Consider the following 22709-nt stretch of genomic DNA (forward strand, 5'->3'; position numbering starts at 1 on the left):
TTCCTTCTCGCTCATGAAAATTTCCCAAAAATTAGAATACGCATGCCGCGCCCTCGTGCAGCTCGCGAAGACCTATGACGGGAAGACCCTTACCCGACTCGACGACCTTGCGCAACGCGAAGCTGTCTCCGCGAACTTTTTGGTCCAGATCCTCAATGACCTCCGCCGCGCCGCCATCATCGACTCCCGCCGGGGTGCCAACGGCGGCTACCTCCTCTCCCGCCCGGCGGAAAACATCACCCTGCGCCAGATCGTAGAGGCCGTGGAGCCCTCCCAGCTCCAGAACACCGCCCTGGAGCACGGCGAATCCGGCTCCGCCGTCCGCCGCGCATGGGAGGGCGTTTCCACCAAACTCGCCGGCGACCTCGACACCGTGACCCTTGAATCCATCGCCAGCCCGCCCTCGGATCCGATGTTCTACATCTGAGGACTTTGCCCCGTTAGGCAAGATAACGCCCAGCCCTGCGTATTATCCACCTCCCAATGATCCGCTGGTTCGCAAAAAACGACATCGCCGCCAATTTCCTGCTTTTCGGGATCCTTGCGTGGGGCGCTTGGTCGGCGATTGAGAAGGTGGCGCTTGAGGTGCAGCCATCCTTCAACCCGGAGATGATCTACATCAACGTGCCATACCGCGGCGGCAGCCCGGCGGATGTGGAAAAGGCGGTGATCCTGCCCATCGAGGCGGCGCTGGAGGGGCTCTCCGGGATCGATTCCGTCGAGTCCCGCGCTGATGACGGAAATGCCCGCGTCATCGTCTATGCCGCCTCCAAGCGGAACCTCAAAAACCTGCTCGAGGAGGTGAAAACCAGGGTCGACCGCATCAGCAGCTTCCCGCCGGAGATCGAGCCGCCGGAGGTCTCCATCCCGGACAGCAGCCAGTGGTTCGACGTCATCAAGGTCGCGGTGTGCGGGGAGATGGAGGAGACCGACCTCCTGCGGGCTGCTCGCACCGTGCGCGACGACCTCATCGCGATGAGGGGCATCTCGCAGGCGAACGTGCTTGGCAACTCGCCGCTTGAAATCGCGGTGGAGGCGGATCCCCGCAGGCTGCGCGACTTCGGCCTCACCTTTGCGGATCTCAGCGAGGCGATACGCACCTCATCGGTGGATCTCCCCGCCGGCCGCATCCAGACGGATGAGGGTCCGCTGAACATCCGCTCCAAGGGCCAGGCCTACACCCGCGCGGATTTCGAGGGCATTGTCATCACCAACAGCAAGGGCTCGGAGGTGAGGCTGGGTGATGTCGCCTCCGTCTCCGACGGTTTCGAGGAATCAAGGAAAATCATGCGCTTCAACGGCAAGCCCTGCCTCATCGTCGAAGTGCTGCGCCTCGGCGATGAGAATGCCCTTGAGATCGCCGCGAATGTGAAACGCTACGTCGCCTCCGCTCCGGGCCGTTTCCCGGAGGGTGTCGCCATTTCCGTCTGGGACGATTCCTCGGAGGAGCTCCAGGGGCGGCTCGGCACCCTGCTCAATTCCATGTTCATGGGCGGTCTGCTGGTGCTCATCGTCCTCGGCCTGTTCCTGCGCCCCATGCTGGCCTTCTGGGTCGTGCTGGGCATTCCCGTCGCCTTTGCCGGCGGCCTCATCGTCATGCCCTGGGTCGGCCTGACTGCGAACGTCATGTCCATCTTCGGCTTCATCATCGTGATCGGCCTGGTGGTGGACGATGCCATTGTCACGGCCGAAAACGTATACACCAGGCTCCGGGCGGGCGAGGATCCGCTGGAGGCCGCCACCGAGGGCACCATCGAGATCGCCACCCCCGTGACCTTCGGTGTGCTGACGACCATCGTCGCCTTCGTGCCGCTCATGTTTTTCGATGGTTTCTACGGTGCATTCACAAAGCAGATCCCGCCCATCGTCGCCGCCGTGCTGATCTTTTCCCTCATCGAGTCCAAGCTCGCGCTGCCCTGCCACCTCAAGCATGTGAAGGTCCATAGGAAACGGCTCAACGTCTTCGAGCGTTTCCAGAAGCGCATCGCCGACAGCCTGGAGTGGTTCGTGGACAGATTCTACGATCCCACGCTGCGGCTCGCGACACGCCACCGCTATGTCACCCTCTCGCTTTTCCTTGCGGCCGGGATGGCCTCGGTCGGCTATTTCAGTTCGGGGAAAATGGGCTTCGTCAACATGCCGTCCATCGACAAGAACCGCATCATCGCAATGGTGCGCATGCCCGCCGACACCCAGGTGGCCGGAACGGAGGTGCGCACCGACTACGTCGCCTCTTTCCTGCCGCAGCTAAAAAGGGAGTTCACCGATCCGGCGACAGGCGAGTCCCTGATCACCGATGTGCTGGCCTCCGCCGGCGGTTTCCCGCACCGCAACGGCGTGGATGCCAACACCGGCTGCATCATCATCGGTGTCACCGATCCCGGGAAACGCAGCGAACCGGGGCCGAAGAATTCCGAGATCGCGGCGCGCTGGACGGAACTCGCGGGCAGCATGCCGGATGTGCAGAATTTCTACATCTCGGGGGACAGGGGCTTTGGGATGGGATCGGACAACGAGGTGGAGTCGCTCAGTGTCGAGATCCGCGGGCCGGATGGGGAGGGGAAAGACCAGGTGGTGCGGGATGTGGAGACGCTGCTGGAATCCTACGATGGGATCGAGAGCGCGTGGTCCAGTTCCGGCGGGTCGAACGATGAGCTGCTGGTGACGATACGCCCGGAGGGCGAGGCGCTCGGCCTGACGCAGAGGGAGCTTTCCCGGCAGGTTCGCGCGGCTTTCTTCGGTGAGCAGGCGCAGCGCATCCAGCGCGGGCGGGACGATATCCGGGTCATGATACGCATGCCTCTTGAAGAACGGGAAAGCCTCGCCACCCTCGACCAGCTCCGGATCCGAACCCCCTCCGGCGGCGAAGCCCCTTTCCCGACGGTGGCGAACGCAAGGTTTACCAAGGCCCGTTCCCGCATCGAGCGGGTGGACGGCGCGCAGGTCGTGGAGGTCCATGCCACGCCGGTCGATGAGGACGTTGATGTCGTAGGCATCTCGCGGACCCTCAGCGCGGAGCTGGAAGGCATTTTCAACTCCCACCACGACCTCTCATGGCGCTACACCGGCTACGTCGCCGACCATGAGGAAACGAAGTCCCGCGCCATCTACGGCGGGCTTGCCCTGTTCTTCGCGCTCTACGCCTTGCTGGCGATCCCCTTCCGCTCCCTCTATCAGCCATTCTTCGTCATGCTCGCCGTTCCCTTTGGCGCGATCGGTGCGCTCTTCGGCCACATCATCATGGACATCACGCCGTCCTATCTGTCGATCTTCGGGATCCTCGCGCTGGCCGGGGTGGTGGTGAACGATTCGTTGGTGATGGTGGATTTCATCAACCAGAAAGTCCGCGATGGAATGGGCTTGCGCGAGGCGGTGGTGCAGTCTGGAACCCGCCGCTTCCGCCCCATTTTCCTAACCTCCGCCACCACCTTCGCCGGGCTGCTGCCGCTGCTATTCGACCGCTCGCTCCAGGCGCAGCTGCTCATCCCGATGGCCACCTCGCTGGCCTTCGGCATCCTTTTCGCAACGGTCATCACCCTCTACCTCATCCCATCCGCATACCTCGCGGCGGAGGACATCCGCAAGCATCTCGGCAAGGCATGGGTCTGGTGGCGGTATCCGGGTGGGAAGCCCGCACCCGATGGGGAGGCTGCGGAGGCTGTCGCCGGATCAACCGTTCTTTGACGATCCCTTCGTCCCCCTCCCGATGGGTGCCAAGAGTAGCCAAACCTCAATTTCGTGCCCTTCCGCCAATCTTTCCAAAGTGGAAAGCCTCAGGTCTTTTTTCCTACCGGCCTCAACGGCCTGATAGTATTTGTATGACATGCCTGCAACTTCAGCGAATTTCTCTTGCGTCCAACCACGCTCCTCCCGCAAGGCTTTGAGCCGCCAGAGCAAGCATTTAAGAACGTCACCTTCCATTAAAAGCAAGCAGCGTATGTCTCCGAGAACGGGCTTTACACCTCCTTCACGGTAGTCTTTAGTCTGAAGCGAATGAAATCGCTCTTCCTCCTCCCCTTCGCGATCACCACCCTCTCCGCCACGCCGGAGAACCCGCTCATCCCATCCACCTGGTTCCAGGAAATCACCGCCACAGATGGCTCCACCCAGCAGTGTGTGATCTTCACCACCGTCCCCGGTGTGGAATACACTTTCTACCACTCCGATGCGCTCGAGACATGGACGGAGATCGGGAAGACCTATGGGCTTGGCCACGAGTTCGCCGCCGCGATGCGGGAGACGGCTCCCGCCCCTCCGCCACCCGATCCTGAGAATCCGCCGCCAATGCCGCCCGTTCCCAACAGCGCCAGCATTGCCATCCAGGCCTCATCCGGAGCCAGCGGAGGGACAGTGGTATCCTGGCCGTCGCACGACCACGGCAACGCGATCCAATACCTCATCGCCGGAAACATCGCATCGGATTGGGATACCGTTCCAATCTTCGCAGCATCCCACGGCACCCACCAGTTCTTCATCACACGCCCCGCCGGTGCAACCACCCCGCCCGTGCACAATCCCTTTCTGGAAACGAAGGACGCCGCAATGATCGCCGACCTTGAGGCCGGATTCGCGGATTTTAACACAGCGGTGGCGGCCGCCGCTACGACCGCCCGCAACACCCCCCCGCCACCGCCGCCTGCCCCGGGTGCGATGGGTTATTGGCGCATCAAGGCCGATTGGTCGCTCGACTCCGACGGCGACGGCAGCCCCGATCATCTCGAGTTCGCGCTCGCCGCCGCGCAGGCGGCAGCCGGTGACGGCCTGGTTGCCGACCCCTTCAACGCCGACACCAACAAGGACGGAATCCCCGACGGTCAACAGCTCGATTCCGACGTCGACGGCATCCCGGACGCCCTCGACATCGCCGCAGATGACGGCCTCGTCGCCTACGAAATCGTGGCCCTGCCGCGCTACGCAATGTTCGTTTTCCCGGCCGCCACAACTCCCCCTATCGCAATCAATGATCGGGGTACAGTCCTCTTTCCCAATAAAATCTGGAAAGGTGGCGTGTTCCAGAATCTCATCAACGACCAAGGCCAGATTCCCGGACATCAGCAGCCTGAACACGGAGACCACGGCATCTACGCCCGGGCTATCAACGAGCGTGATCAGATCATCGGCTCCGGAAACTATTTCATGGTCGGTGACGGGACGGTTCCTGACCCCTGGTTTTTCGACGCCCTGTTCCAGTGGCCGTCTCCGGAAGCAATTCCCGCCATGGTTTCGCTGGGGGCAAACGGCGTCACGACCTACGCCGAGCTGACGGACAGCCGGTACGCGCTCCATCTTGACAACGACGGGAATTTTTTCAGCCATGCCTTCATCTGGGACGGGGCATTGGCGGGGGGCGGGCCGCCAGGAGAGGATGCTGGCTGGAAAAAATGGACGCTCCCCGCCGGAGGCAACCCGCTTGCATCCGCCCCCGCCGCCGAATTCACCAAAGGCACCGGACCCGGAGGCATCGTCTGGGGCAGTGAATACGACATCCTCGGAGCCTGGTCGGAAAGCAACATCACCTCGCCCTTCAATGTGGACATCCCAGTCCGCGACCCGGTGAACATCCTCGACAACGGCAACGGCAATCCCGTGGCAACCTCCGCCTCGCCGTTTGAACAGGCGCAAGTCTTCAAGGATAACAAATGGCAGGTCAGCCAACTGCTCGCAGATACCCTCGACATCGCGGATAACGGCACAGCCATCAGAAAACATTTCCCCGAAGGGGAGCTTCCTCCCGCCATCCTACTAAATGGCAAATGGACAAGCATCGCCCGCGCCGCCCCCGGCATCCCGGAGCGCTGGAAGACCAGCCCCGTTGCCCAGCTCTCCGACACCAGCCCCGGAGGCTGGATCCTCGCCCACGACCGCCCGGCCGATACAAACCCTCCGGACAATGTTTCCGCTGCTCTGCTGCCGATCCGCATCAAGGGACGTTCCACCAATTCGGCGAACGTCATTGTGGAGAAGGCCGTAGGGGTGGATGCGTTCTCTATCGGCAGCAGCGATCCCGCGACTTCCGATGACAACATCGACCACGTCCAGGATCGCATTTGGATCATGGCTCCGCGCGGCAGCTACTCAAAGGAGATCGTCATCGACGCGCCCATACATGAAACCGCTCCGCTGACACTTTCGGCGGAGGGCATCACCTTCGGCGGGCAGCCCGAGGGCACTGTCACGGCACCGGGCCAGTCGCTTATGATCAGAGCGGCGCCATTGACCGACACCGGTTCGGAAATCCTCCTCGACCTGAAGATGGGGGACAACACCTCCGTCTCCAAACCCGTCGGCTTCAAGGTGATGAAATACCGGAAACTCAAGGTCACTCTCTGGCTCATCACCTCGGATCAAAATCCCCCCAACACATCGCCCAACGACCCCAACTATAAGCCCTTGCGTGCCCCGGACTTCCAACCCACCAAGGAACTACTCGACAACTATCTCAACGACCTCTTCACGCCCCAGCTCAATGTGGAATTCGACTGCAAGATAGAGGAAAACACCGTCCGATTCGACACCGCCACGGGAGCGGCCTATGGCGCTCCACCGAACGCCTTGAACGCCCCGACTGCCACAAATGGGCATCTCGATACCCAGGCCGATTTGAGTATAGAATTCGATTCCATCAGGGCGGCGGGACACGACGACGATGCCTCCATCAATCTTTACGTCGTAGGCGGGGCGACGTACCTCTTTATGCGCGGCTGGTTTCCCGATAAGAACCAATTCTATTTCAATTTCGCAGACGGACTGTCAAACATTCCCACAAGGACCTGCGTCATCGCCAATGGACTGCGAAATACAGACGCGGATTTCCTCGACACCATTGGGCACGAGATCGGCCACATTTTGGTCGGCGAAGGGCATCCCGACCTCGGAGACAACCTCTCTCCACTGCCGGGCACGAATCACGGCGAGCGGCTCATGCGCTCCGGCACAAAAAAGAAAACCGGCAACTCCCTTGGCCTGCTGGTGAAGCGGGAGTGGGATGATGCGGAGAAATGGTTAACAGCCGAAGAGGCCAGATTAAACAATCCAAATCAATGAGAGTAATCAGCATAGCCTTCGCACTTATTCTGGCTGTGACCCCAAGCAGTTTTGCTAGTGATTACTACCAAGACTCGGTGAAATTCCACCGTGAATGGGAAGATGCTGGTTCGACATGGCTTGAACGGTGGTCAGCTATGGAACGTCGCTCCTCCAATATGAGCAATGAGGAAAAGATCAGGCGCTTTTCGGGAATATTAGACGCGCCAGTAGAGACATATGGCACTGAGGAGGCAGATATCTATTACAAGATCCAAACCATGCTATTGGAGACACCAGGCCATGCCACCTACTACCTAGATAGGTGGAAGGAGAACCCCCACCATCCGGAAACCCGGTTCATGTTCCAGTATTTTCGCAACCTCCCCAGTCCGGAAACCATCGGCGTCCTCGGCGAGCTGCTCGCGGATGAAAGCCCGCGTCCAAAGCTCGCTGACGACGCCTCAAATGTGGAAGCAGTCATGACAGCATACCCAAATTGTGACAAGGCGGTGGAAGTCCTTTCCGTGCTCTTGGAAAACCCGCCAACAGAAAAAGGCCATTACAACTTCCCCACCGACCTGGTGATCTGGCAGCAATGGTATGAGCGGGTGAAGTCGGGTAGGGAAACTTTCCGCCTCGTCGGCGATCCGGTGGACTACACTCTGCGCGGCCCGTCGAAGCGCGGGGCCGTGACACCCGGCCCGAGGGACGGGAAGCGGAATGCCGGGACTGGCGCGGAAGCACCTTCTCCCGACAAGGCGCAGGCCGAAAATTCCGGGTATCTTCCCTACCTGATCGGCGGACTTTTCCTTCTTGCTGGGGTTTTCATCTACCTGCGAACCAGGTGGAATCCAGCCTGACCTGGATATATCTGTCGTTACAGGAAATATTTCCGCAACGCCTCCACTATACCCTGTCCGTGAGCGGCTTCTGTGACAAAGCCGCCGCGCGAGGCGACGAGATCGCGGATTGCGCCGACGGCGTTGGCCGGGCAGGCGGCGAAGCCGGAGTGCTCCACCGAAAGCATCTCGATGTCGTTGTGGCTGTCTCCGGCGGCGAAGGTTTTGGAGGTATCCAAGCCGTAGAGGCGGGCGACTTCCGATAATGTACTGCCTTTCTGGTAGTTCTTATGTCCGAAACGGAGATAGATCGAGTTCCGTTGCCAGCCGAGATCCGGCACGGCGGCGATCATTGGTGTGATCCTTTCCACGATCCACTCCATCTCCTCCTCGGTGCGCGAGATCAGGCCGGCTGGCTCGCCGTCCATCTCGATGTATTGGGCTCCGGTGTGCTCCTCCACTTCCTTGCGGACGGCTTTCAGTGCCTTCTTCGCCTTTTTGAAAAGCCTGTGGATCTCCTTCTCGCAGCGGTCGTTCCATTGCTTGTGGGGCGCGAAACGGCCGAACTGGTTGGGGAAATGGATCTCCCTTTCGCGCGCCACCACCCAGTCGGGAAGGAAGGGGAAATTGCTTTCGATGAAGCCCTCGACCACCTGCGGCATCGAGCGCCCGGTGTTGATCCCCCAGACGGCATTCTTGAGTTGCCGGAGATCCATGATGGTTTCGAAAAACGAGGCGGGTACAGGCGGGCTTTCTGCGGGGTCATGCAAAGTGCCGTCGAAATCGAAGGAAAGTATCAGTCCGGGCGTGGGACAGGCGTCTAAGGTTCTCACGCGGGGAAGCTACCGCATCGCGGCGGATGGGCAAGTGCGGGGGGATGGGAACCACGGATGAACGCGGATGTAAACGGATCGGAATCCGTTAACAGCAATTCCGGCAGCCGCTTGATTGGAATGCGGAGCGGAGAAAAGCCGGTCACAGACGCGGCTCTCCATCAGCGCCTGCGGCGGACGAGGAACCCAAGGATCGAAAGCCCGAGCAACATGGCACCGGAGGGCTCCGGGATTACGGAAAGGGTCAATGCGTTCAGAATCACGGCGCCCGAGGTTCCGGGGGAAATCGGACTGGAAGTCGCATTGATGGCCTGGGTGGTTCCCGAGGCGGTGAAGGTTCCGATGAAGTATTGCTTGGTGATCTGAGCCACCTCGGCTGTGAGGTTGCCGTTCCCGTCATTGAACCGGATTGACCTGCGGTCCCCGATATTGGCGCGAGAGTCGGAGGTGAAAAGCTGGACGGAATACTTCACCCCGTTTGTCAGCCCGGAAAGGGTGAAAGTGGCGCTGGCGCCTGGCGCAGCAACACCCGGGCCGTGTGCAAAGCTATCCATGACCTGGCTGAAATCGGCATCGGTCGGCGTGCCGTCCCAGATGGTGCTGAGGGGGGCGATGCCTTGGTTGTTCCAGCCCGATGTCATGGTCAGCGTGACGCCGTTGCTCGTGATCGCACCGGATGCCGTGCTGGCGAAGGTGACCGTTTGCGGGTTGACGGTGGTGGTCACAGCCCAATTTGTGGTGGTATTCGATAGGTTGAATGCCGATGACACGTTCGCTTGGATGACGTTCTCATTGGTGATGGTTCCCTGGGATGTCCATGTGATCGTGGCGGCATGAGCCAGCGGGCAAGAAGCGACGAAGATGCCGACAAGGGCGGATAGGCTGTGTTTTGCTTTCATGGAATATTATGATGTCTGACATGGGAAATATGAGAATCACCGAAGGCTGCGACAAGAAAAATTGCGCGCAGTAGGTATCACTTGGCATGAGGAAGGCCGGGATTCCGAGCAGGCTAATTCTTATGCATGGCTCCCAGAGCAAGGAAGCCGGTCGCAGGCGCGGCGCTCCATCAGTGCTTGAAGCTCGGGCGGACGGGGACGCCGTTTTTCGCGAAATGCTCCTTCGCCTCACCTACCGTGTGCATGCCGAAGTGAAAGATGGAGGCAGCGAGGACTGCGTCGGCTTTCCCTTTCTCCAAGACCTCCACCATGTGATCGAGGTTCCCCGCGCCGCCTGAGGCGATGACGGGGATGCCGATGGCGGAGGAGATGGCGGCGGTGAGTTCGCAATCGTATCCGGCCTGGGTGCCATCCGCGTCCATGGAGGTGAGCAGGATCTCGCCCGCGCCGCGCCTCCAGACTTCCTTGGCCCACTCGACGGCGTCGAGGCCGACGGGAGTGCGGCCGCCGTGGGTGTAGACGCCCCATTTTCCGGGGCCCTCGCGTTTCGCATCGATGGCTACGACGATGCATTGGTTTCCGAAAGCCTTTGCGCCTTCATCGACGAGGCCGGGGTTGTTGACGGCGGCGGTGTTGATCCCGACCTTGTCCGCCCCGGCGAGGAGCATGGTGCGCATGTTGTCCACGGAGCGGATCCCGCCGCCGACGGTGAGGGGGATGAAACATTTCTCCGCCGTGCGGCGGACGACATCGACCATGGTGTCACGCGCGTCCGAGGATGCGGTGATGTCCAGGAAAACGAGTTCGTCGGCCTCCTGCTCGTTGTAGGCGATGGCGCACTCCACGGGATCGCCCGCGTCGATGAGATCGACGAAGTTGACGCCCTTGACGACGCGGCCGTTGGTGACATCGAGGCAGGGGATGATTCGTTTTGCGAGCACGCGGGGAACTTCAATTTTTAAACTTCAAACTTCAATGAAGAAAGGGCTTCCGGGATTTTCTTTTCCCGAGCGTGTATTTTTTCACTCCAGGTGGAACACCCGCCGGAGATCGCCGCAGGCGGGGGAGTTGTCCGGGTTTGTTTCCATGAGTGGAGCCATGTGGCTCCACCATTTTTTCACGATGGGATGGTGCGGGAGTCCTGATGCACCGTGGCCGGCTGCGCGTTTCTGGATGGCGAAGAGGGTGAGCGTTTCCTCATCGAGAAAGATCGAGTAATCGGAGATGCCCGCCTCCCGGATCGCCTCCGAAAGCTCGGGCCAGATCTCGTTGTGGCGCTTCTCATACTCGGCCACGCTGCCGGGCTTGAGCTTCATGGTGAAGGCGTGTGTTTCCATTATTTCACTTCGATGGTCGCGGTTCCGGAAATTTCGTCTTTCAGCACCCAACGCGAGTTTTCCAGTGTGGCTTCCGCTTTTTTCCCGCCGATGAAAACCCCGGTCGATCCTGCTGCTGCCGGGAGATCCACTTTTGCGGCCATTCCCTCAGGGAGGGTAATGGAGATGGAGAAAGTTGCTGCCTTTTTCCAATCCACGGTGATGGCTCCGCGTGGTGTCGGCACCTTGCCCTTGGCATACTCCAGATAGCCGGGGTTCGGGCTGATGTGCGCCTTTTCCCAGCCGGGGATGAGGGGGCGGACGCCGAGGGTGAAGCGGGGCAGGAGGTTTGCGGGAGCAGCGCCCCATGCGTGGTTCCAGTCCTGGTTCGGCTTGTATTTCTGATCCCATGCCTCGTAGGTGATCGTGGTTCCGGTGTTGAGCATGTGCTTCCAGCTGCGGTCGCCATCGGCGGTGATGAGCTCCATCGCCTTGTCAGCTGCGCCGTTGTTGAATAGCCCTTCTAACAGGTATTGCGCCGCATAGACCGAGCAGGCCATGCCTTTTTTCCGCAGGAAAGCGACGACGCCATCCCGCTTGCCAGCAGGCACGAGGCCGAAGGCCAGCGGGAAGAAATTCGCATGGGCGGAGGCATGATCCGTGCCGATCCCATCCCGGTAAACCCCGCGCTTTTCGTCGAAGAGTTTCTCCTGGAAAACAGCATGCTTCTCTCCGGCCATTTTCCGAAAACCCTCAGCCTCTCCTTTTTTCCCGACGGCCTCCGCGAGATCCGCCATGTCACGAAGCGCCTTGATGTGGAATGCGTTCACCACGGTGTTGGTTTCCGTGAAAACGAACTTGTCGCGCTCGGTGTGCGGCCAATCGACGATGTCGCCCTTCTTGATCTGCGCGGCGTTGCTTTTCACCAGCCCATCATCCCCGGCGCGATCCGACAGGGTCTTTTTCTTCAGCGCCTCGTAGCGAGGTGCGAGCCATTTGCTGTCGCCAGTCCGCATCCAGTCGGCGTGCGCGATGAAGATCATGTGAGGTGCCCACTCGGTGGGCCAGGTCGCATAGTTCATCAGGTAATCATAGGTACGACGGGCGAAGCCGGTGTCGTCCGACGTATAGTAATGGCTGAGCTGGTTCAGGTAGGAGTCCGCCTCGTAGGGGATGCGCTCGCGGTCGCCATCGACATAGACGCCGGCGAAGGCGGTGGCCTTGATCGTGTATTTGCAGAGATCCCAGATGCGGTTGAGCGTCTCGTCCGAGGAGGAAAAGGAAGAGGCTTCCTCATCCCAGTCCGCAGGGAATGCGGCGCGGCGGACGATCTGGTCCGCATTCAAGCCACCCGGCAACCCCTCGATCTCGACCCACCTGAAAGGCAGGATAACGCCCCACTCCGGCGGGGTGAGGATGGCGGGCGGGGTTTTCCCATCGCCCTGCTGGGTGTTCCGGGCATCTGCGGGCGGCGCAATGATGACGGGATCCGTTCCTGCGACATGGATCTCCGCCGTCGCATACCGGACGGTGCCGGGCGGCTTCCTGTTGATGCGCCCCTTGTCGAAATCTTCCCCAAAGTGGACTGTGACCTTGCCGCTTGCACCGTTGGGCGGTGTGAGCATCAGGTTCCCGAAGGCGACTTTTCCGAAATCGACGAGAATGATCCCGGGAGCGGGCTCGGTGATGGAGACGGGCGGCTGACCGTTCAGTTCAACCGGTGCTGCGTATGCTAGGTGCAGGCCTGCGATCAGGAATACAACGGAGGTGAGGATTTTTTTTCGATGTGGCATGTCGCCCCATGCTGGATATGTTCATGGAAAAGTCACGCAGGACTTCCGAGCAGCATCCAGAGGCACATAGCCATCATCATCAGGCTTCCCGTCCGGGAAAGGAAGCCATGCGGCACCCCGGTCCGCCCTCGCCATGCATGGACGATCGGTTAGCCCTCCGCCTCGTTCCACTCGCCGAATTGGCGGAATTTCTCGTAGCGCTCGTTGAGGAGTTGCTCGATCTTGAGGGAGCAGAGGTGGTCGAGGTGTTTGGAAATCACCTCGCGGAAGGCGATTGCGGTGGCGTGGTGGTCGTGATGGGCGCCACCGGTCGGCTCCGGCACGACGTCGTCGATGAGCTTTAGCGACATGAGGTCGGGGGCGACGAGTTTCATCGCCTCGGCGGCCTCGGGGGCGTGCTTGCGGTGTTTCCAGAGGATGGCGGCGCAGCCCTCGGGGGAGATGACGGAGTAGTAGGCGTTCTCCATCATGATGACGCGGTCGGCGACGCCGATGCCGAGCGCGCCGCCGGAACCGCCCTCGCCGATGACGACCGCGATCACCGGAGTCCTGAGGAGCATCATCTCGCGGAGGTTGAAGGCGATGGCCTCGGCGATGTTGCGCTCTTCCGCACCGATCCCGGGAAACGCCCCGGGGGTGTCGATAAGGGCGATGACTGGCATCGAGAATTTCTCTGCGAGCTTCATCAGGCGCAGCGATTTCCGGTAGCCCTCGGGGTGGGCGGAGCCGAAGTTGCGCTTGAGGTTCTCCTTGGTGTCGCGGCCTTTCTGGTGGCCGAGCACGACGCATTTCCTGTCACCCAGCATCGCGAATCCACCGGGCATCGAGGCATCATCCCCGATGTGGCGGTCGCCATGGAGTTCGGAAAAATCCGAGAATGCCAGTGAGACGTAATCGAGCATGAACGGGCGCTGGGTGTGGCGGGCGATCTGGACGCGCTGCCACGGGGTGAGGTTTTCGTAGATCGCTGAGCGGGTTTCGGCGAGCTTGCGTTCCATCATGGCGATTTCATCCGACAAGTCGAGATCCTGCGCGCTGGACTTCGCACGGAGCCTTTCCAACTCCTTTTCAAGCTCTGCGGCGGGTTTTTCGAATTCGAGGAGTTGCATGCGTTCGCGGGAGTTGGTGGTGAGGGCGATGCGCAAGTCTAAATGCCCGCATCACGGGTGTGGAGTCATTTTTTCGGGTTGCGGATCTCCACCTCGTTGCCGGTTCGGGTGAGCAGGAAAAGCTCCTCGATGTCCGCCTCGCCGAGGAAAATCCCAAGTGGCGGGCTCTCGTCGGATTCGTCGTAGGGAAAGATCTGGAGGGGAGGGCTCTTGAGTTGGATCGATTTCGAGGTGGCGCGGTAGTTCTTTTCGGTGGGCGGGACGGCCCTGCCGTCGAGCGTGGCCCTGCGCGATGCGATCACGGTTTTGCCGGCGGAGGGCGCGGAGCCGTTGAGCTTCAGTATGGGATACTCGCAGACAAACTTCGCCCCGTCCCAGAGGGAGACGGCCTTTCTCTGCGGCTCGATGAGGACGCGGAAATTGAGCGGCATGAGCTGGAATTCGTCGCCGGGCTGGAGATCCTTGAGGCTCATCATGCCGTTGAGGTGCATGATCATGTCGAGGGATGTGTCGCTGCGGCCTGCAATGGCGAAGTAGGAGTCGCCGCGCTTCACCTCATACTCGGTTTTTCCCTCCGTGAAATGGCTGGCCAGGATCTCATCGAGGTTCATCTGGCCGACGATGCGGCGGGCGGTGGGGGCGGCGGGGGAGGATGGGAAGACGTTGACGATGGCGAGCAGTTTTTCGCGGCCTTCGGCGATTTTCCCCAATGCGATGAGTTCGTGGGCTTTCTGGAAGGCGCGGTCTCCAGGCTCGAAATCCGGCATCTCCGCCGCATCCAGGATTTTCGCGAAATCCTCCTCCTTGGTGACCCGCAGCACGGTGCCGGCCTCCGGGATGATCCTCTCAAAGATCCCGCCAAGCGGCTTGACGGTGATGTGGTAGGCGAGCATTCCGGTGAACGTCACCACGCCCGCAACCGCAAGGCCGGCGATGATCTTGATGATGAGCCAGATTTTCACGCGAAAAACTCAAGGTTCGGAAATTCAACCCAATGGATGCGGCCTCGCCTAGATGAGACCCTTGCGCTTCAGGTCGAAGGCGTTGATCTGGTGGGAGCGCAGTATCATCTCGAAGGAGAACTTGAGGATGGAGATTTCCCATGTGTCATCGACCCCCTCAATGATGGCGCGGGCGGGATTCCCGGTGCGGCGGATGTCTTCCAGCACGCGTTCGCGGACGGTTTCCAGGGAGTCATGGATCAGCTCCTCGTTCACCGCTCCGCGCCTGAAGCGGAAGCCATATTGCAGGAAGGCGAGGTCGCGCCCCTGTTCCCTGAATTTCTCCACCATCGCATCGAAGCGCGCGCGGGCGTTCTCATCGAAGCCCTCCAGCTCGATGCCCCGGTAAGGCTCCGGGCGGAGGATGCGCGGCTTCATCGCCTCCACCTCCCCGGTGCGGATGCGCACCTTGCCCACCTGATCCATCGGCTCGCTGAGCAGCTGGAACTCGAAACGGGTCTCTCCGAAGGTCTGGATGCGGTGATCCGGCTCATGGAGCACACGGGTCGTCTCCATGGCGTATTGGATGTCGTCTTGGCTGGGCACTTTGGGAAAAAGCTGGGATGCAGGGGCGGAACCGCCGAAAGGGGATCGCGATCCGCGTGGCCGGATTATGCGCCGGATCTCGCAGGATTGCAAAGAAAAGGGCGGGAACCTTCCGGTACCCACCCTTTCTGGTGAAAATGAAAGCCTGGTGGCTCAGCCTTTTTTGCTGGTGATGAAAGAAACCACATCGCTGACGGCCTGCAGTTTCTCCGCCTCATCGTCCGGCACCTCGACATCGAATTCCTCCTCTAGTGCCATGACAAGCTCGACGGTGTCGAGGGAGTCCGCGCCGAGATCCTCGACGAATTTCGCTTCCGGTGTGACCTGGTCGGCGCTGACGCCCAGTTGGTCCACGATGATATCCTTTACCCGTTCTTCGATCGATTTGTCTGACATAATTGGTGAGTGGTTGTGTGTGTTGGTGGTTGGAAACGCTTACCGCTTGCGGACGCAGCATGGCAACAATGAAAAATTGGAAAAGGGGAAAAGCGCCACAAAGCGAAGATTCTAAGTGCCTTCCGCCGGTGCTTCCGGCTCTTCCTCCGGGGCGACAACGGTGTATTCGATGATTTCCCCGGAAAAATTCGCCCGGATCCGGGCCATGAGCTTTTCCGCAGGCTCGCCCTGATCCTTCTTGAAGCCGCCGTAGGTGAGTCCGTCAATCCTGGCGCTCCCCCGCCCGGAGCCGCCTTCATACTGGATCATCGCGATGCCCTTGGTGTCCCATTTCCGCAGGTCGAGCGTTTTCATCTCCGCATACGGGATGCGCTTGCCGTTTGCGCTCACAAGCGCCTCGCCATCCGCGGTCAGGGAGCGGCGGGAGGTGCGAATCAGGAAAAAGAGAGCGCCGAGGGCGAGCCCGAGGCAGATGTAGAAAACGATGATCTGCTCGCGGATTTTCCCGGCATCGAAGGGCTGCTCCTTCACTTTCTCGCTCATCCGGTTCTCGCCTGAATACTCCTGCCACAGGAGGTTGTGCTGTAGCGGCTTGACCTTTTCGTAGTCCGTCAGCACGGGCGGCCATGGCATGGGCAGCTCCGTGTCCGCGGGGATGAGCGATCTGTCCTTCGGGAAATCGACGCTCTGCTTTTCCGCGTATTCCTTCCAGCCCTCTTCCGTCAGATCGCCCTTCGCATTCATCTCGGAAAACTTGGCGGTGGCCTTCGGGAAGGTTGCGTGGAGGTAGTATTCCAGGTTTTTCTCACGGTATCCGGTGGTGCCGTCTATGTAAAAAAGCACGGCGAACACGCTGAACATCGCCAGCATCGCTCCGGCGCGGAGTGTGAACCAGGGGGTGGGTTTGCAGACGATCTGCTCCGGGGCATTCATAGGCTGGGTCTAGGGAAAGCTGTGGGTCGGGGAAATGCAAGCCGCATCCGGCCTACACCGGTCAGTCCGCCCAGCGCTCCGCCAGCCATTTGTCCAGCAAGCCCGGCCATTGCGCAAGCGGCCCCTTGCCGTTCAGGCCGTAGCCGTGGCCCCCTTTCTCGAACATGTGCAGGGCGACGGGAACCTTGTTCTCCTTGCAGGCGGTGGCGAAGCGCAGGCTGTTGCGGCAGTCCACGCCGTCATCCGAGGTGGTCAGCAGGAATACCGGCGGGCTGTCCTTGGCCACCGCCTTTTCGGTGGAAAGCCTCTCCAGCAGCTCCGGCGCGGCGTTTTCCCCGGCGAGGTTCTTCCGCGAGCCGCTGTGGCCGATCCCGTCCATGGTGATCACCGGGTAGCAGAGGATCGCGAAATCAGGACGGGCGGAAAGCTTGTCGGTTTCATCCGATCTCTCTTCGGGAAAGGTGTCGGCGAAACGGGTCGCACACAGCGAGGCGAGGTGGCCTCCGGCCGAGGAGCCCATCACGCCGATCCGCTCCGGCATGATGTTCCATTCCGCCGCATTGGCGCGGACGGTACGGATCGCGCGGCGGGCATCGAGGAAGGGCACCGGATATTGGTAGCCGAGGCCGGCACCGACGCGGTATTTCACCACAATGCCCGCTATGCCCCGCTCGTTGAGCCACTTCGCGTATGCATGGCCCTCGTGCTCCATGGCGAGGATGCCGTACCCCCCGCCCGGGAAAATCACCGCCGCCGCCCCGTTGGCCTTTTCCTTCGGTGGCAGGTGCACCCAATACTGCGGCACCTCGATCATTTTCATCCGCCCGCCCTCGTAGGTGGACTCGGTTCCGGCAGGTGGCCGCACGGCACCGGGCGCTGCACCGGGCCACAGGTTTTCCCACTCCGCGCGGAGCAGGGGCGAGAGCAAAACGGCGAAGATCAGGATTCTCATGGGGATCACTTTTTCAGTTCGAAGGCGCGGGATGACGAGGCCTCCGCTCCGGGGAAATCCTTAGGGACTTCCTGCGTGACCTTGCCGGTCGCCGCCCATTCGCTGCCGCGCTGGAGCGTGACGATGAATCCGACGCTCTCAAGCGCCTCCGTGTCATGTCCCAGCGTGGTGTGGAAAACCCGGCCTTTCCCGTAATCGATCACCATCAGCATCGGCTCGTTGCGACCGGCTTCCTTCAGCGCCGGGGTGTCGGCTGCGGTCGCAAGGATGGTCATGTTTTCCGCCGGGCCGCGCAGCATGGAATAGCATTCGTCCTTCGCATGCATCCAGAAATCCGGGACACCCCTCGTGATCGGGTGCTCCTTGTCCCGCATCGTGATGAGAAATTCGCTTTGCGGGCCGTGCGTGCCGCATTTGCCCGGCCCATCGTCGCGGACAACCTTGCCATCCGCATCGTAATACACATACGGGCCGGACTTCTCGTTGCGCCCGCCCCACCCGCCCAGGCCGATCATCCTGTTGAACTCCACCCAGTTCCCCCAGCTGTTGTTCGCCGCATGCACCACCACCAGGCCGCCGCCCGCCTTCATGTAATCCTCCAGTGCCAGCCTGGTCTTCTCCGGCCAATCCGCCGCGCCGAACCCGAAGTTGCTCACCACGACATCGTATCCGGAGAAATCGGGTGCGAAATCAGGATCGGGCATTGGCTTTTCCATCCCTTCCGATTCCCCGGCGCCCGCGAGCGGCAGCCATTTTTCCTCGCGCTTGAAATTCGAGATGAACTTCGTCCTCGCAACATCCACCTCGAACAGGCCAGTGTCCGCCAGATATTGCTTCATCATCACCGTCGCCTTCGGCCAGACCGCGTGGTTGTTTTGCCCATCGACGATCAGCGCCTTGAGTTTCTCCGCAGCGGTCGCTGGGAGCGCTAGGAGGACGACGGCGGGCAGCGCAAGGAAAGTCTGTTTCATGGGCTCAGCATACGGCCCTGGGACTGGGCTTCGATCAAAAAGTCGCGCTCCGTGCGACGTTCAAGCCGATGCTTCGGATCCGCTCCAGAGGCCGGATTCGCAAGCCCCCGCTGATTCGTCTTGGTTTATAAGGGATGGGGCCCGGTATCCCACCTGAAACCACTTTCCCGCCCCCATCGGTTGTTTCCGGCTCTCCATCAGGCTCGCTTGGGCGATGGAGCCCTCATTACTCGCGAAAATGTCGCCTGGTCGTTCAGAAAGGCCAGAACCGGATACGAGTGCCTTTCCTCGGATTCGGCTCATCGAAAAAAAACCAGCGCTTGCCCCCCTTCCTGGGGAACAACCCTACCTGTAAGCTTCCCTTGCCGTGAGACAGGCTGAAAGTAGAGGATTCGGGTCGCAACCAGAGACACCGAACCATGAAGAAGAGCAAATTCACGGCGAGCCAGATCGTGGCGATCCTCAAGGAGGCCGATGCCGGGATGAAAGTCGCCGATGTCTGCCGCAAGCACGGCATTTGCGGGATGGAATGAAGGGGAATCAGTCCCGCCATGTCGCTTCGCTCCATTGCCAGCCGACCTGCTACAACTGGAAGAGCAAATACGGAGGCCTCGGGGTCTCCGAACTCAAGCGCATCAGGGAACTCGAGGCCGAGCACTCCAAGCTCAAGCGCATGTATGCGGATCTCGCCATGGAGAACGATGCCTTGAAGGAGCTGATCGAAAAAAAGCTCTGAGGCCGGTCGAACGCCGGGAGGCGGTCGGCTGGCTCGTCGGAGAGCGTTCGATGCCCGTGTCACGCGCCTGCCGTGCCATGAAGCTCGGGCGTGCGCGGTTCTACCGTCCGCAGCGCGACGGTGCCGCGCACGACGCACCCGTCATCTCCCGGCTCAACGAGATTGTCGCGAAACACGGGCGCTGGGGCTTCTGGAAATGCTTCCACTGGATGCGCCTCAAGGGCGAGACCTGCATCCACAAGCGCGTTTGGAGGGTTTGCAAATCCATGAAGCTCAACCTTCCCAGGCGAGCCAAGAGGAGGCTGCCGGCTCGCGTCAGGGAACCGCTCAGCGCTCCGCCGCAGGCGGATCTCCAGTGGTCGATGGACTTCATGCACGACACTCTTTATCACGGCAAACGCTTCCGGACGATCAACGTCCTCGACGAGGGCATCCGCGAAGTCCTCGCCATCGACATCGTAATATTCCATCGTAATATTCCCATCGTAATATTCCAGGAAAACTGAAAGAAAACCTTTGACTGCTTGGAAAATCCGGGCAGGATGGGGGTATGTCAGGCAAGAAAGGAACGAAGCGTTGGCTCACTCCGTGGGCGGAATCCGAGGAAAGGCCGTCCGTATACCACCTTACGTCTCGCGTGGTTGATCGGCGGTTCGTGTTCGGTGATGAGGAGCGGGGGAAATTCCGCATGTTCATGCGGATGATGGAGAGCTTCAGCGGCTGCCGGGTGCTTTCCTACTGTGTGATGTCGAACCATTTCCATATCCTGCTTGAGGTTCCGCCGATGCCGAAGGGCGGGCTGAGCGATGCGGAGCTTCTCAGGAGGCTTGGCGTTCTCTACGGCGAGAATTTCGTGAAAAGCGTGGCCGATGAGCTTGCCGCGGCGCGGGCGGAAGGCGATGGCGAAGGGGGGAACGCGTATCCGGTTGCTGGGATCCACGGACGTTTCACGCCCAGGATGCATGATTTGAGCGATTTCATGAAGACTCTCTTGCAGAGATTCACCCGTTGGTTCAACCGCACGCACAACCGCACGGGAACGCTTTGGGAGGATCGTTTCAAGAGCGTGATCGTGGAGAGCGGAACGGCGGCAAGGACGATCGCGGCCTACATCGACCTGAATCCGGTTCGTGCCGGGATGGTTTCCGATCCTGCGGATTACCGCTGGAGCAGCTACGGCGAGGCGGTGGGCGGTGGCGCGAAAGGCAACGGGAAGAAGGCGCGCGAAGGGCTTGTGCGAGCCTGTATTAGCCACAAGGGCGCGGGTTTTGAGGCGGAGAGATGGAAGGATGTTTCAAGGATCTACCGCCGTGCGATGGGCATGGCGCTGGGACGGAAAAGCGGGATGACGGATGTTGGCAAGGCGCAACACGCGACCAAGAACGAGGAAGAGATGCTTGCGTCGAAAGACAACCAGACGGTGCTGCCAGACCTCGGCATGGCCGGGATGTTGATGAAACGGGTGAGGTACTTCACAGACGGTGCGGTGATCGGGAGCAAGGAGTTCGTGAACGAGGCCTTCGCGGGGGCGCGGGATCGGTTTTCCAAGAGGAGGAAGGATGGAGCGCGACGAATGCGCGGCAGCGGCGCGGCGGCGAAGGGGGTGCTCTGGAGCGTGCGGGATTTGCGGGTGGGCGTCGGTTGAACTTCCCGTATCACGAAAATTGGATCAGAGCTGCCTCATGGCAACATCCTGAGTGAAATTTCGTAGGGAAATAGTAGGGCTTTCCCGTTAGCTCGGGGCATTTTGCGGGATAGGTAGGAGGGTTCATGGCCAGGCCGATTCGATTCAAATATCCGGGTGCTTGGTAACACATCATGGTAACGCGGCGATTGGGGGCGCTTTTCGAGGACGCCGCCTACCGGGAGGCTTTTATCGCCGGTGTGGGCGGGGGGGGGTAAATCGGAGCGTTCCCGCCATGTTCGGTCATCTCGGCGGGATGACGATGTGGTCGATGAGGCGGACATCGCCGTAGAAAACGGCGCAGGCGAGGACGGAGCGGCTGGTTAGGGTTTCTACGGGAAGAAGGGTTTCCGCATCGACGAGCGAGAGATAGTCGATGCGGGCGTGGGGCGAGGCCTCGATGGAGGCCCTTGCTGTTGCGAGCATGTCATGGGGAGATGTTTTTTCGGACGCCTTGCTGAGCGCCTTGCGGATGCGGGGTGCATCGGCGCGGTGTTCGGGGGTGAGCCTTGCGTTGCGTGATGACTTCGCTAGGCCGTCGTCGTCGCGGACGGTGGGGTGGGGGATGATTTCCACACCGAGGTCGAGGTCTCGGATCATGCGGCGGATGATGGCGAGCTGTTGGAAATCCTTTTCGCCAAAGACAGCGGCATCGCAGCGGGTGAGGTTGAAAAGTTTCAGGACAACGGTGCAGACCCCATCGAAGTGCCCGGGCCGTGTAGCTCCGCAGAGGTGCTTGGATAGGGATGACTCTATGACGGTGACCGAGCGATCGGGCGCATACATTCCGGAGGCTTTCGGTGCGAACACTATGTCCGCTCCCTGGCGCTCGCAGATGACCAGATCTGCGGCGAGGGCGCGGGGATAGCTTTCGAGGTCGCCGATGCGGTCGAACTGGATGGGGTTGACGAAGATGGAGACGATGACGGTGCCGGTTTGCCCCGCCTTTTCCCGTGCGAGGCTGATGAGGGAGGAGTGTCCCGGGTGGAGGGCGCCCATGGTTGGGACGAGGATGATGGGGCTTCCGCAATGAGGGAGCAGGTTGCGGAGTTCGGATGTGTTGGCGGCGGTCCTCATGGGGTTTCGGTGACACGGAGGATGGCGATGCCCTGGCGGATGTATTCAAGCATGGAGAGGATGATGAAAACCGATGCGATCAGACAGGGGTAGGCGGGCGGCAGATCCACCACTTGGAGCATCACCCAGGCGAGTACGACGAAGAGCGCGAAGGTGCAGGCTTTCCCGGTCCAATGCGGTTTGATGGCCACCTTTTTCCCTGCGGAATAGAGTATGCGGATCCCGGCAAGGATCACAACATCGCGCAAGACCACAATCCCGCAGAACCAGATCGGAAGCCCCCATCCGTCGGGGCCCCATTCGAGGAGGGTGAGAATGATGACGGCGCTGAAGACGAGCGCCTTGTCTGCGATGGGATCAAGGAATGCGCCGAGTTCCGAGATTTGGTTGAAATGGCGGGCGATCCAGCCATCGATCCCGTCGCTGGCGGCGGCGGCGATGAAGACGGCGAGCGCGGCGAGGCGGTATTCCTCCACGGGTGCTCCATTTCCGACGCTGAGGCCATAGGCGACGGCCAGCACGGCGAAGACCGGCACCAGAAACATCCGGAGGATGGTGATTTTCGTGGCGAAGGTCATGCCACGAGGCTATCAGGCGC

General features: G+C 60.7%; 23 protein-coding genes. 8 read left to right on the forward strand and 15 right to left on the reverse strand.

What is annotated here, in order from left to right:
• Positions 1-13: 13 nt before the first annotated feature.
• Both HZ994_15620 and HZ994_15625 read left to right on the forward strand, forming a co-directional pair.
• Complete coding sequence (locus HZ994_15620) at positions 14-427, forward strand: Rrf2 family transcriptional regulator (protein QTN33678.1); 414 nt, start codon at positions 14-16, stop codon at positions 425-427.
• A 56-nt stretch (positions 428-483) separates the two neighbouring features.
• Positions 484-3684, forward strand: a complete 3201-nt coding sequence (locus HZ994_15625) for an efflux RND transporter permease subunit (protein ID QTN33679.1) — start codon at positions 484-486, stop codon at positions 3682-3684.
• Here the strand turns inward: HZ994_15625 and HZ994_15630 are convergent.
• Positions 3670-3921 (reverse strand): helix-turn-helix transcriptional regulator, encoded by a 252-nt coding sequence (locus tag HZ994_15630; GenBank protein ID QTN34422.1) that lies wholly within the window; start codon positions 3919-3921, stop codon positions 3670-3672. The genes HZ994_15625 and HZ994_15630 overlap by 15 nt on opposite strands.
• A 72-nt stretch (positions 3922-3993) precedes the next feature.
• Between HZ994_15630 and HZ994_15635 the strand changes: the two genes are divergently transcribed.
• Together HZ994_15635 and HZ994_15640 are read left to right on the forward strand one after the other, a co-directional pair.
• On the forward strand, positions 3994-7044 hold the full coding sequence (locus HZ994_15635; protein QTN33680.1) for a hypothetical protein: 3051 nt from the start codon (positions 3994-3996) through the stop codon (positions 7042-7044).
• A gap of 260 nt (positions 7045-7304) precedes the next feature.
• Entirely contained in the window at positions 7305-7886 is a 582-nt protein-coding gene (locus HZ994_15640) for a hypothetical protein (GenBank protein QTN33681.1), read from the forward strand.
• Between the two features lie 17 nt (positions 7887-7903).
• Here HZ994_15640 and HZ994_15645 read toward each other — a convergent pair whose 3' ends face one another.
• The 12 genes from HZ994_15645 to HZ994_15700 all read right to left on the reverse strand — a co-directional run bounded on the left by HZ994_15645 (position 7904) and on the right by HZ994_15700 (position 18614).
• Positions 7904-8698, reverse strand: a complete 795-nt coding sequence (locus tag HZ994_15645) for an HAD-IIB family hydrolase (protein QTN33682.1) — start codon at positions 8696-8698, stop codon at positions 7904-7906.
• A gap of 161 nt (positions 8699-8859) precedes the next feature.
• Positions 8860-9597: a PEP-CTERM sorting domain-containing protein gene (locus HZ994_15650; protein QTN33683.1), complete on the reverse strand. Its 738-nt coding sequence runs from the start codon at positions 9595-9597 to the stop codon at positions 8860-8862.
• A 170-nt stretch (positions 9598-9767) separates the two neighbouring features.
• Positions 9768-10538: an imidazole glycerol phosphate synthase subunit HisF gene (gene hisF, locus HZ994_15655; GenBank protein ID QTN33684.1), complete on the reverse strand. Its 771-nt coding sequence runs from the start codon at positions 10536-10538 to the stop codon at positions 9768-9770.
• Between the two features lie 81 nt (positions 10539-10619).
• Positions 10620-10934: an L-rhamnose mutarotase gene (gene rhaM, locus HZ994_15660; protein QTN33685.1), complete on the reverse strand. Its 315-nt coding sequence runs from the start codon at positions 10932-10934 to the stop codon at positions 10620-10622.
• On the reverse strand, positions 10934-12706 hold the full coding sequence (locus HZ994_15665; GenBank protein QTN33686.1) for a family 78 glycoside hydrolase catalytic domain: 1773 nt from the start codon (positions 12704-12706) through the stop codon (positions 10934-10936). Before HZ994_15665 ends, rhaM begins: the two co-directional genes overlap by 1 nt.
• Before the next feature lie 149 nt (positions 12707-12855).
• The gene (locus tag HZ994_15670; GenBank protein ID QTN33687.1) at positions 12856-13815 is read right to left on the reverse strand and encodes an acetyl-CoA carboxylase carboxyltransferase subunit alpha; all 960 of its coding nucleotides are present in this window, start codon (positions 13813-13815) and stop codon (positions 12856-12858) included.
• A gap of 65 nt (positions 13816-13880) precedes the next feature.
• A complete protein-coding gene (locus HZ994_15675; GenBank protein QTN33688.1) occupies positions 13881-14777 on the reverse strand; it encodes a LysM peptidoglycan-binding domain-containing protein in 897 nt (298 codons plus the stop codon).
• A gap of 48 nt (positions 14778-14825) precedes the next feature.
• Complete coding sequence (locus HZ994_15680; GenBank protein QTN33689.1) at positions 14826-15362, reverse strand: hypothetical protein; 537 nt, start codon at positions 15360-15362, stop codon at positions 14826-14828.
• Between the two features lie 153 nt (positions 15363-15515).
• Positions 15516-15758, reverse strand: a complete 243-nt coding sequence (gene acpP, locus HZ994_15685) for an acyl carrier protein (GenBank protein ID QTN33690.1) — start codon at positions 15756-15758, stop codon at positions 15516-15518.
• Between the two features lie 111 nt (positions 15759-15869).
• Entirely contained in the window at positions 15870-16691 is an 822-nt protein-coding gene (locus tag HZ994_15690; protein ID QTN33691.1) for a hypothetical protein, read from the reverse strand.
• Positions 16692-16752: 61 nt separating this feature from the next.
• Positions 16753-17643, reverse strand: a complete 891-nt coding sequence (locus HZ994_15695) for an alpha/beta hydrolase (protein QTN33692.1) — start codon at positions 17641-17643, stop codon at positions 16753-16755.
• 5 nt (positions 17644-17648) lie between these two features.
• A complete protein-coding gene (locus tag HZ994_15700) occupies positions 17649-18614 on the reverse strand; it encodes a ThuA domain-containing protein (protein ID QTN33693.1) in 966 nt (321 codons plus the stop codon).
• Positions 18615-19033: 419 nt separating this feature from the next.
• Here HZ994_15700 and HZ994_15705 point away from each other — a divergent pair, with 419 nt between their 5' ends.
• Genes HZ994_15705 through HZ994_15720 form a run of 4 tightly spaced genes read left to right on the forward strand, consistent with a single transcriptional unit; the run spans position 19034 to position 20995 of the window.
• Positions 19034-19147: a transposase gene (locus HZ994_15705; protein QTN33694.1), complete on the forward strand. Its 114-nt coding sequence runs from the start codon at positions 19034-19036 to the stop codon at positions 19145-19147.
• Positions 19144-19350, forward strand: a complete 207-nt coding sequence (locus HZ994_15710) for a hypothetical protein (GenBank protein ID QTN33695.1) — start codon at positions 19144-19146, stop codon at positions 19348-19350. Before HZ994_15705 ends, HZ994_15710 begins: the two co-directional genes overlap by 4 nt.
• A gap of 56 nt (positions 19351-19406) precedes the next feature.
• A complete protein-coding gene (locus HZ994_15715) occupies positions 19407-19856 on the forward strand; it encodes an IS3 family transposase (GenBank protein QTN33696.1) in 450 nt (149 codons plus the stop codon).
• Between the two features lie 44 nt (positions 19857-19900).
• A complete protein-coding gene (locus HZ994_15720) occupies positions 19901-20995 on the forward strand; it encodes a transposase (GenBank protein ID QTN33697.1) in 1095 nt (364 codons plus the stop codon).
• Positions 20996-21277: 282 nt separating this feature from the next.
• On the opposite strand, the gene HZ994_15725 is transcribed toward HZ994_15720, so the two are convergent.
• Positions 21278-22111, reverse strand: a complete 834-nt coding sequence (locus HZ994_15725; GenBank protein QTN33698.1) for a pantoate--beta-alanine ligase — start codon at positions 22109-22111, stop codon at positions 21278-21280.
• Positions 22108-22689 (reverse strand): CDP-alcohol phosphatidyltransferase family protein, encoded by a 582-nt coding sequence (locus tag HZ994_15730; GenBank protein QTN33699.1) that lies wholly within the window; start codon positions 22687-22689, stop codon positions 22108-22110. The genes HZ994_15725 and HZ994_15730 overlap by 4 nt, the downstream gene beginning before the upstream one ends.
• Positions 22690-22709 lie beyond the last annotated feature (20 nt).

This window comes from Akkermansiaceae bacterium (assembly GCA_017798145.1).
Classification (GTDB): domain Bacteria; phylum Verrucomicrobiota; class Verrucomicrobiia; order Verrucomicrobiales; family Akkermansiaceae; genus Luteolibacter.

Bases quoted from the DNA above. Each gene is read 5' to 3' on its own strand.
- HZ994_15620 (QTN33678.1), top strand. From the start codon at position 14: ATGAAAATTTCCCAAAAATTAGAATACGCATGCCGCGCCCTCGTGCAG.
- HZ994_15625 (QTN33679.1), top strand. From the start codon at position 484: ATGATCCGCTGGTTCGCAAAAAACGACATCGCCGCCAATTTCCTGCTT.
- HZ994_15630 (QTN34422.1), bottom strand. From the start codon at position 3,921: ATGGAAGGTGACGTTCTTAAATGCTTGCTCTGGCGGCTCAAAGCCTTG.
- HZ994_15635 (QTN33680.1), top strand. From the start codon at position 3,994: ATGAAATCGCTCTTCCTCCTCCCCTTCGCGATCACCACCCTCTCCGCC.
- HZ994_15640 (QTN33681.1), top strand. From the start codon at position 7,305: ATGCTATTGGAGACACCAGGCCATGCCACCTACTACCTAGATAGGTGG.
- HZ994_15650 (QTN33683.1), bottom strand. From the start codon at position 9,597: ATGAAAGCAAAACACAGCCTATCCGCCCTTGTCGGCATCTTCGTCGCT.
- rhaM (QTN33685.1), bottom strand. From the start codon at position 10,934: ATGGAAACACACGCCTTCACCATGAAGCTCAAGCCCGGCAGCGTGGCC.
- HZ994_15665 (QTN33686.1), bottom strand. From the start codon at position 12,706: ATGCCACATCGAAAAAAAATCCTCACCTCCGTTGTATTCCTGATCGCA.
- HZ994_15670 (QTN33687.1), bottom strand. From the start codon at position 13,815: ATGCAACTCCTCGAATTCGAAAAACCCGCCGCAGAGCTTGAAAAGGAG.
- acpP (QTN33690.1), bottom strand. From the start codon at position 15,758: ATGTCAGACAAATCGATCGAAGAACGGGTAAAGGATATCATCGTGGAC.
- HZ994_15690 (QTN33691.1), bottom strand. From the start codon at position 16,691: ATGAATGCCCCGGAGCAGATCGTCTGCAAACCCACCCCCTGGTTCACA.
- HZ994_15695 (QTN33692.1), bottom strand. From the start codon at position 17,643: ATGAGAATCCTGATCTTCGCCGTTTTGCTCTCGCCCCTGCTCCGCGCG.
- HZ994_15700 (QTN33693.1), bottom strand. From the start codon at position 18,614: ATGAAACAGACTTTCCTTGCGCTGCCCGCCGTCGTCCTCCTAGCGCTC.
- HZ994_15705 (QTN33694.1), top strand. From the start codon at position 19,034: ATGAAGAAGAGCAAATTCACGGCGAGCCAGATCGTGGCGATCCTCAAG.
- HZ994_15710 (QTN33695.1), top strand. From the start codon at position 19,144: ATGAAGGGGAATCAGTCCCGCCATGTCGCTTCGCTCCATTGCCAGCCG.
- HZ994_15720 (QTN33697.1), top strand. From the start codon at position 19,901: ATGTCAGGCAAGAAAGGAACGAAGCGTTGGCTCACTCCGTGGGCGGAA.
- HZ994_15725 (QTN33698.1), bottom strand. From the start codon at position 22,111: ATGAGGACCGCCGCCAACACATCCGAACTCCGCAACCTGCTCCCTCAT.
- HZ994_15730 (QTN33699.1), bottom strand. From the start codon at position 22,689: ATGACCTTCGCCACGAAAATCACCATCCTCCGGATGTTTCTGGTGCCG.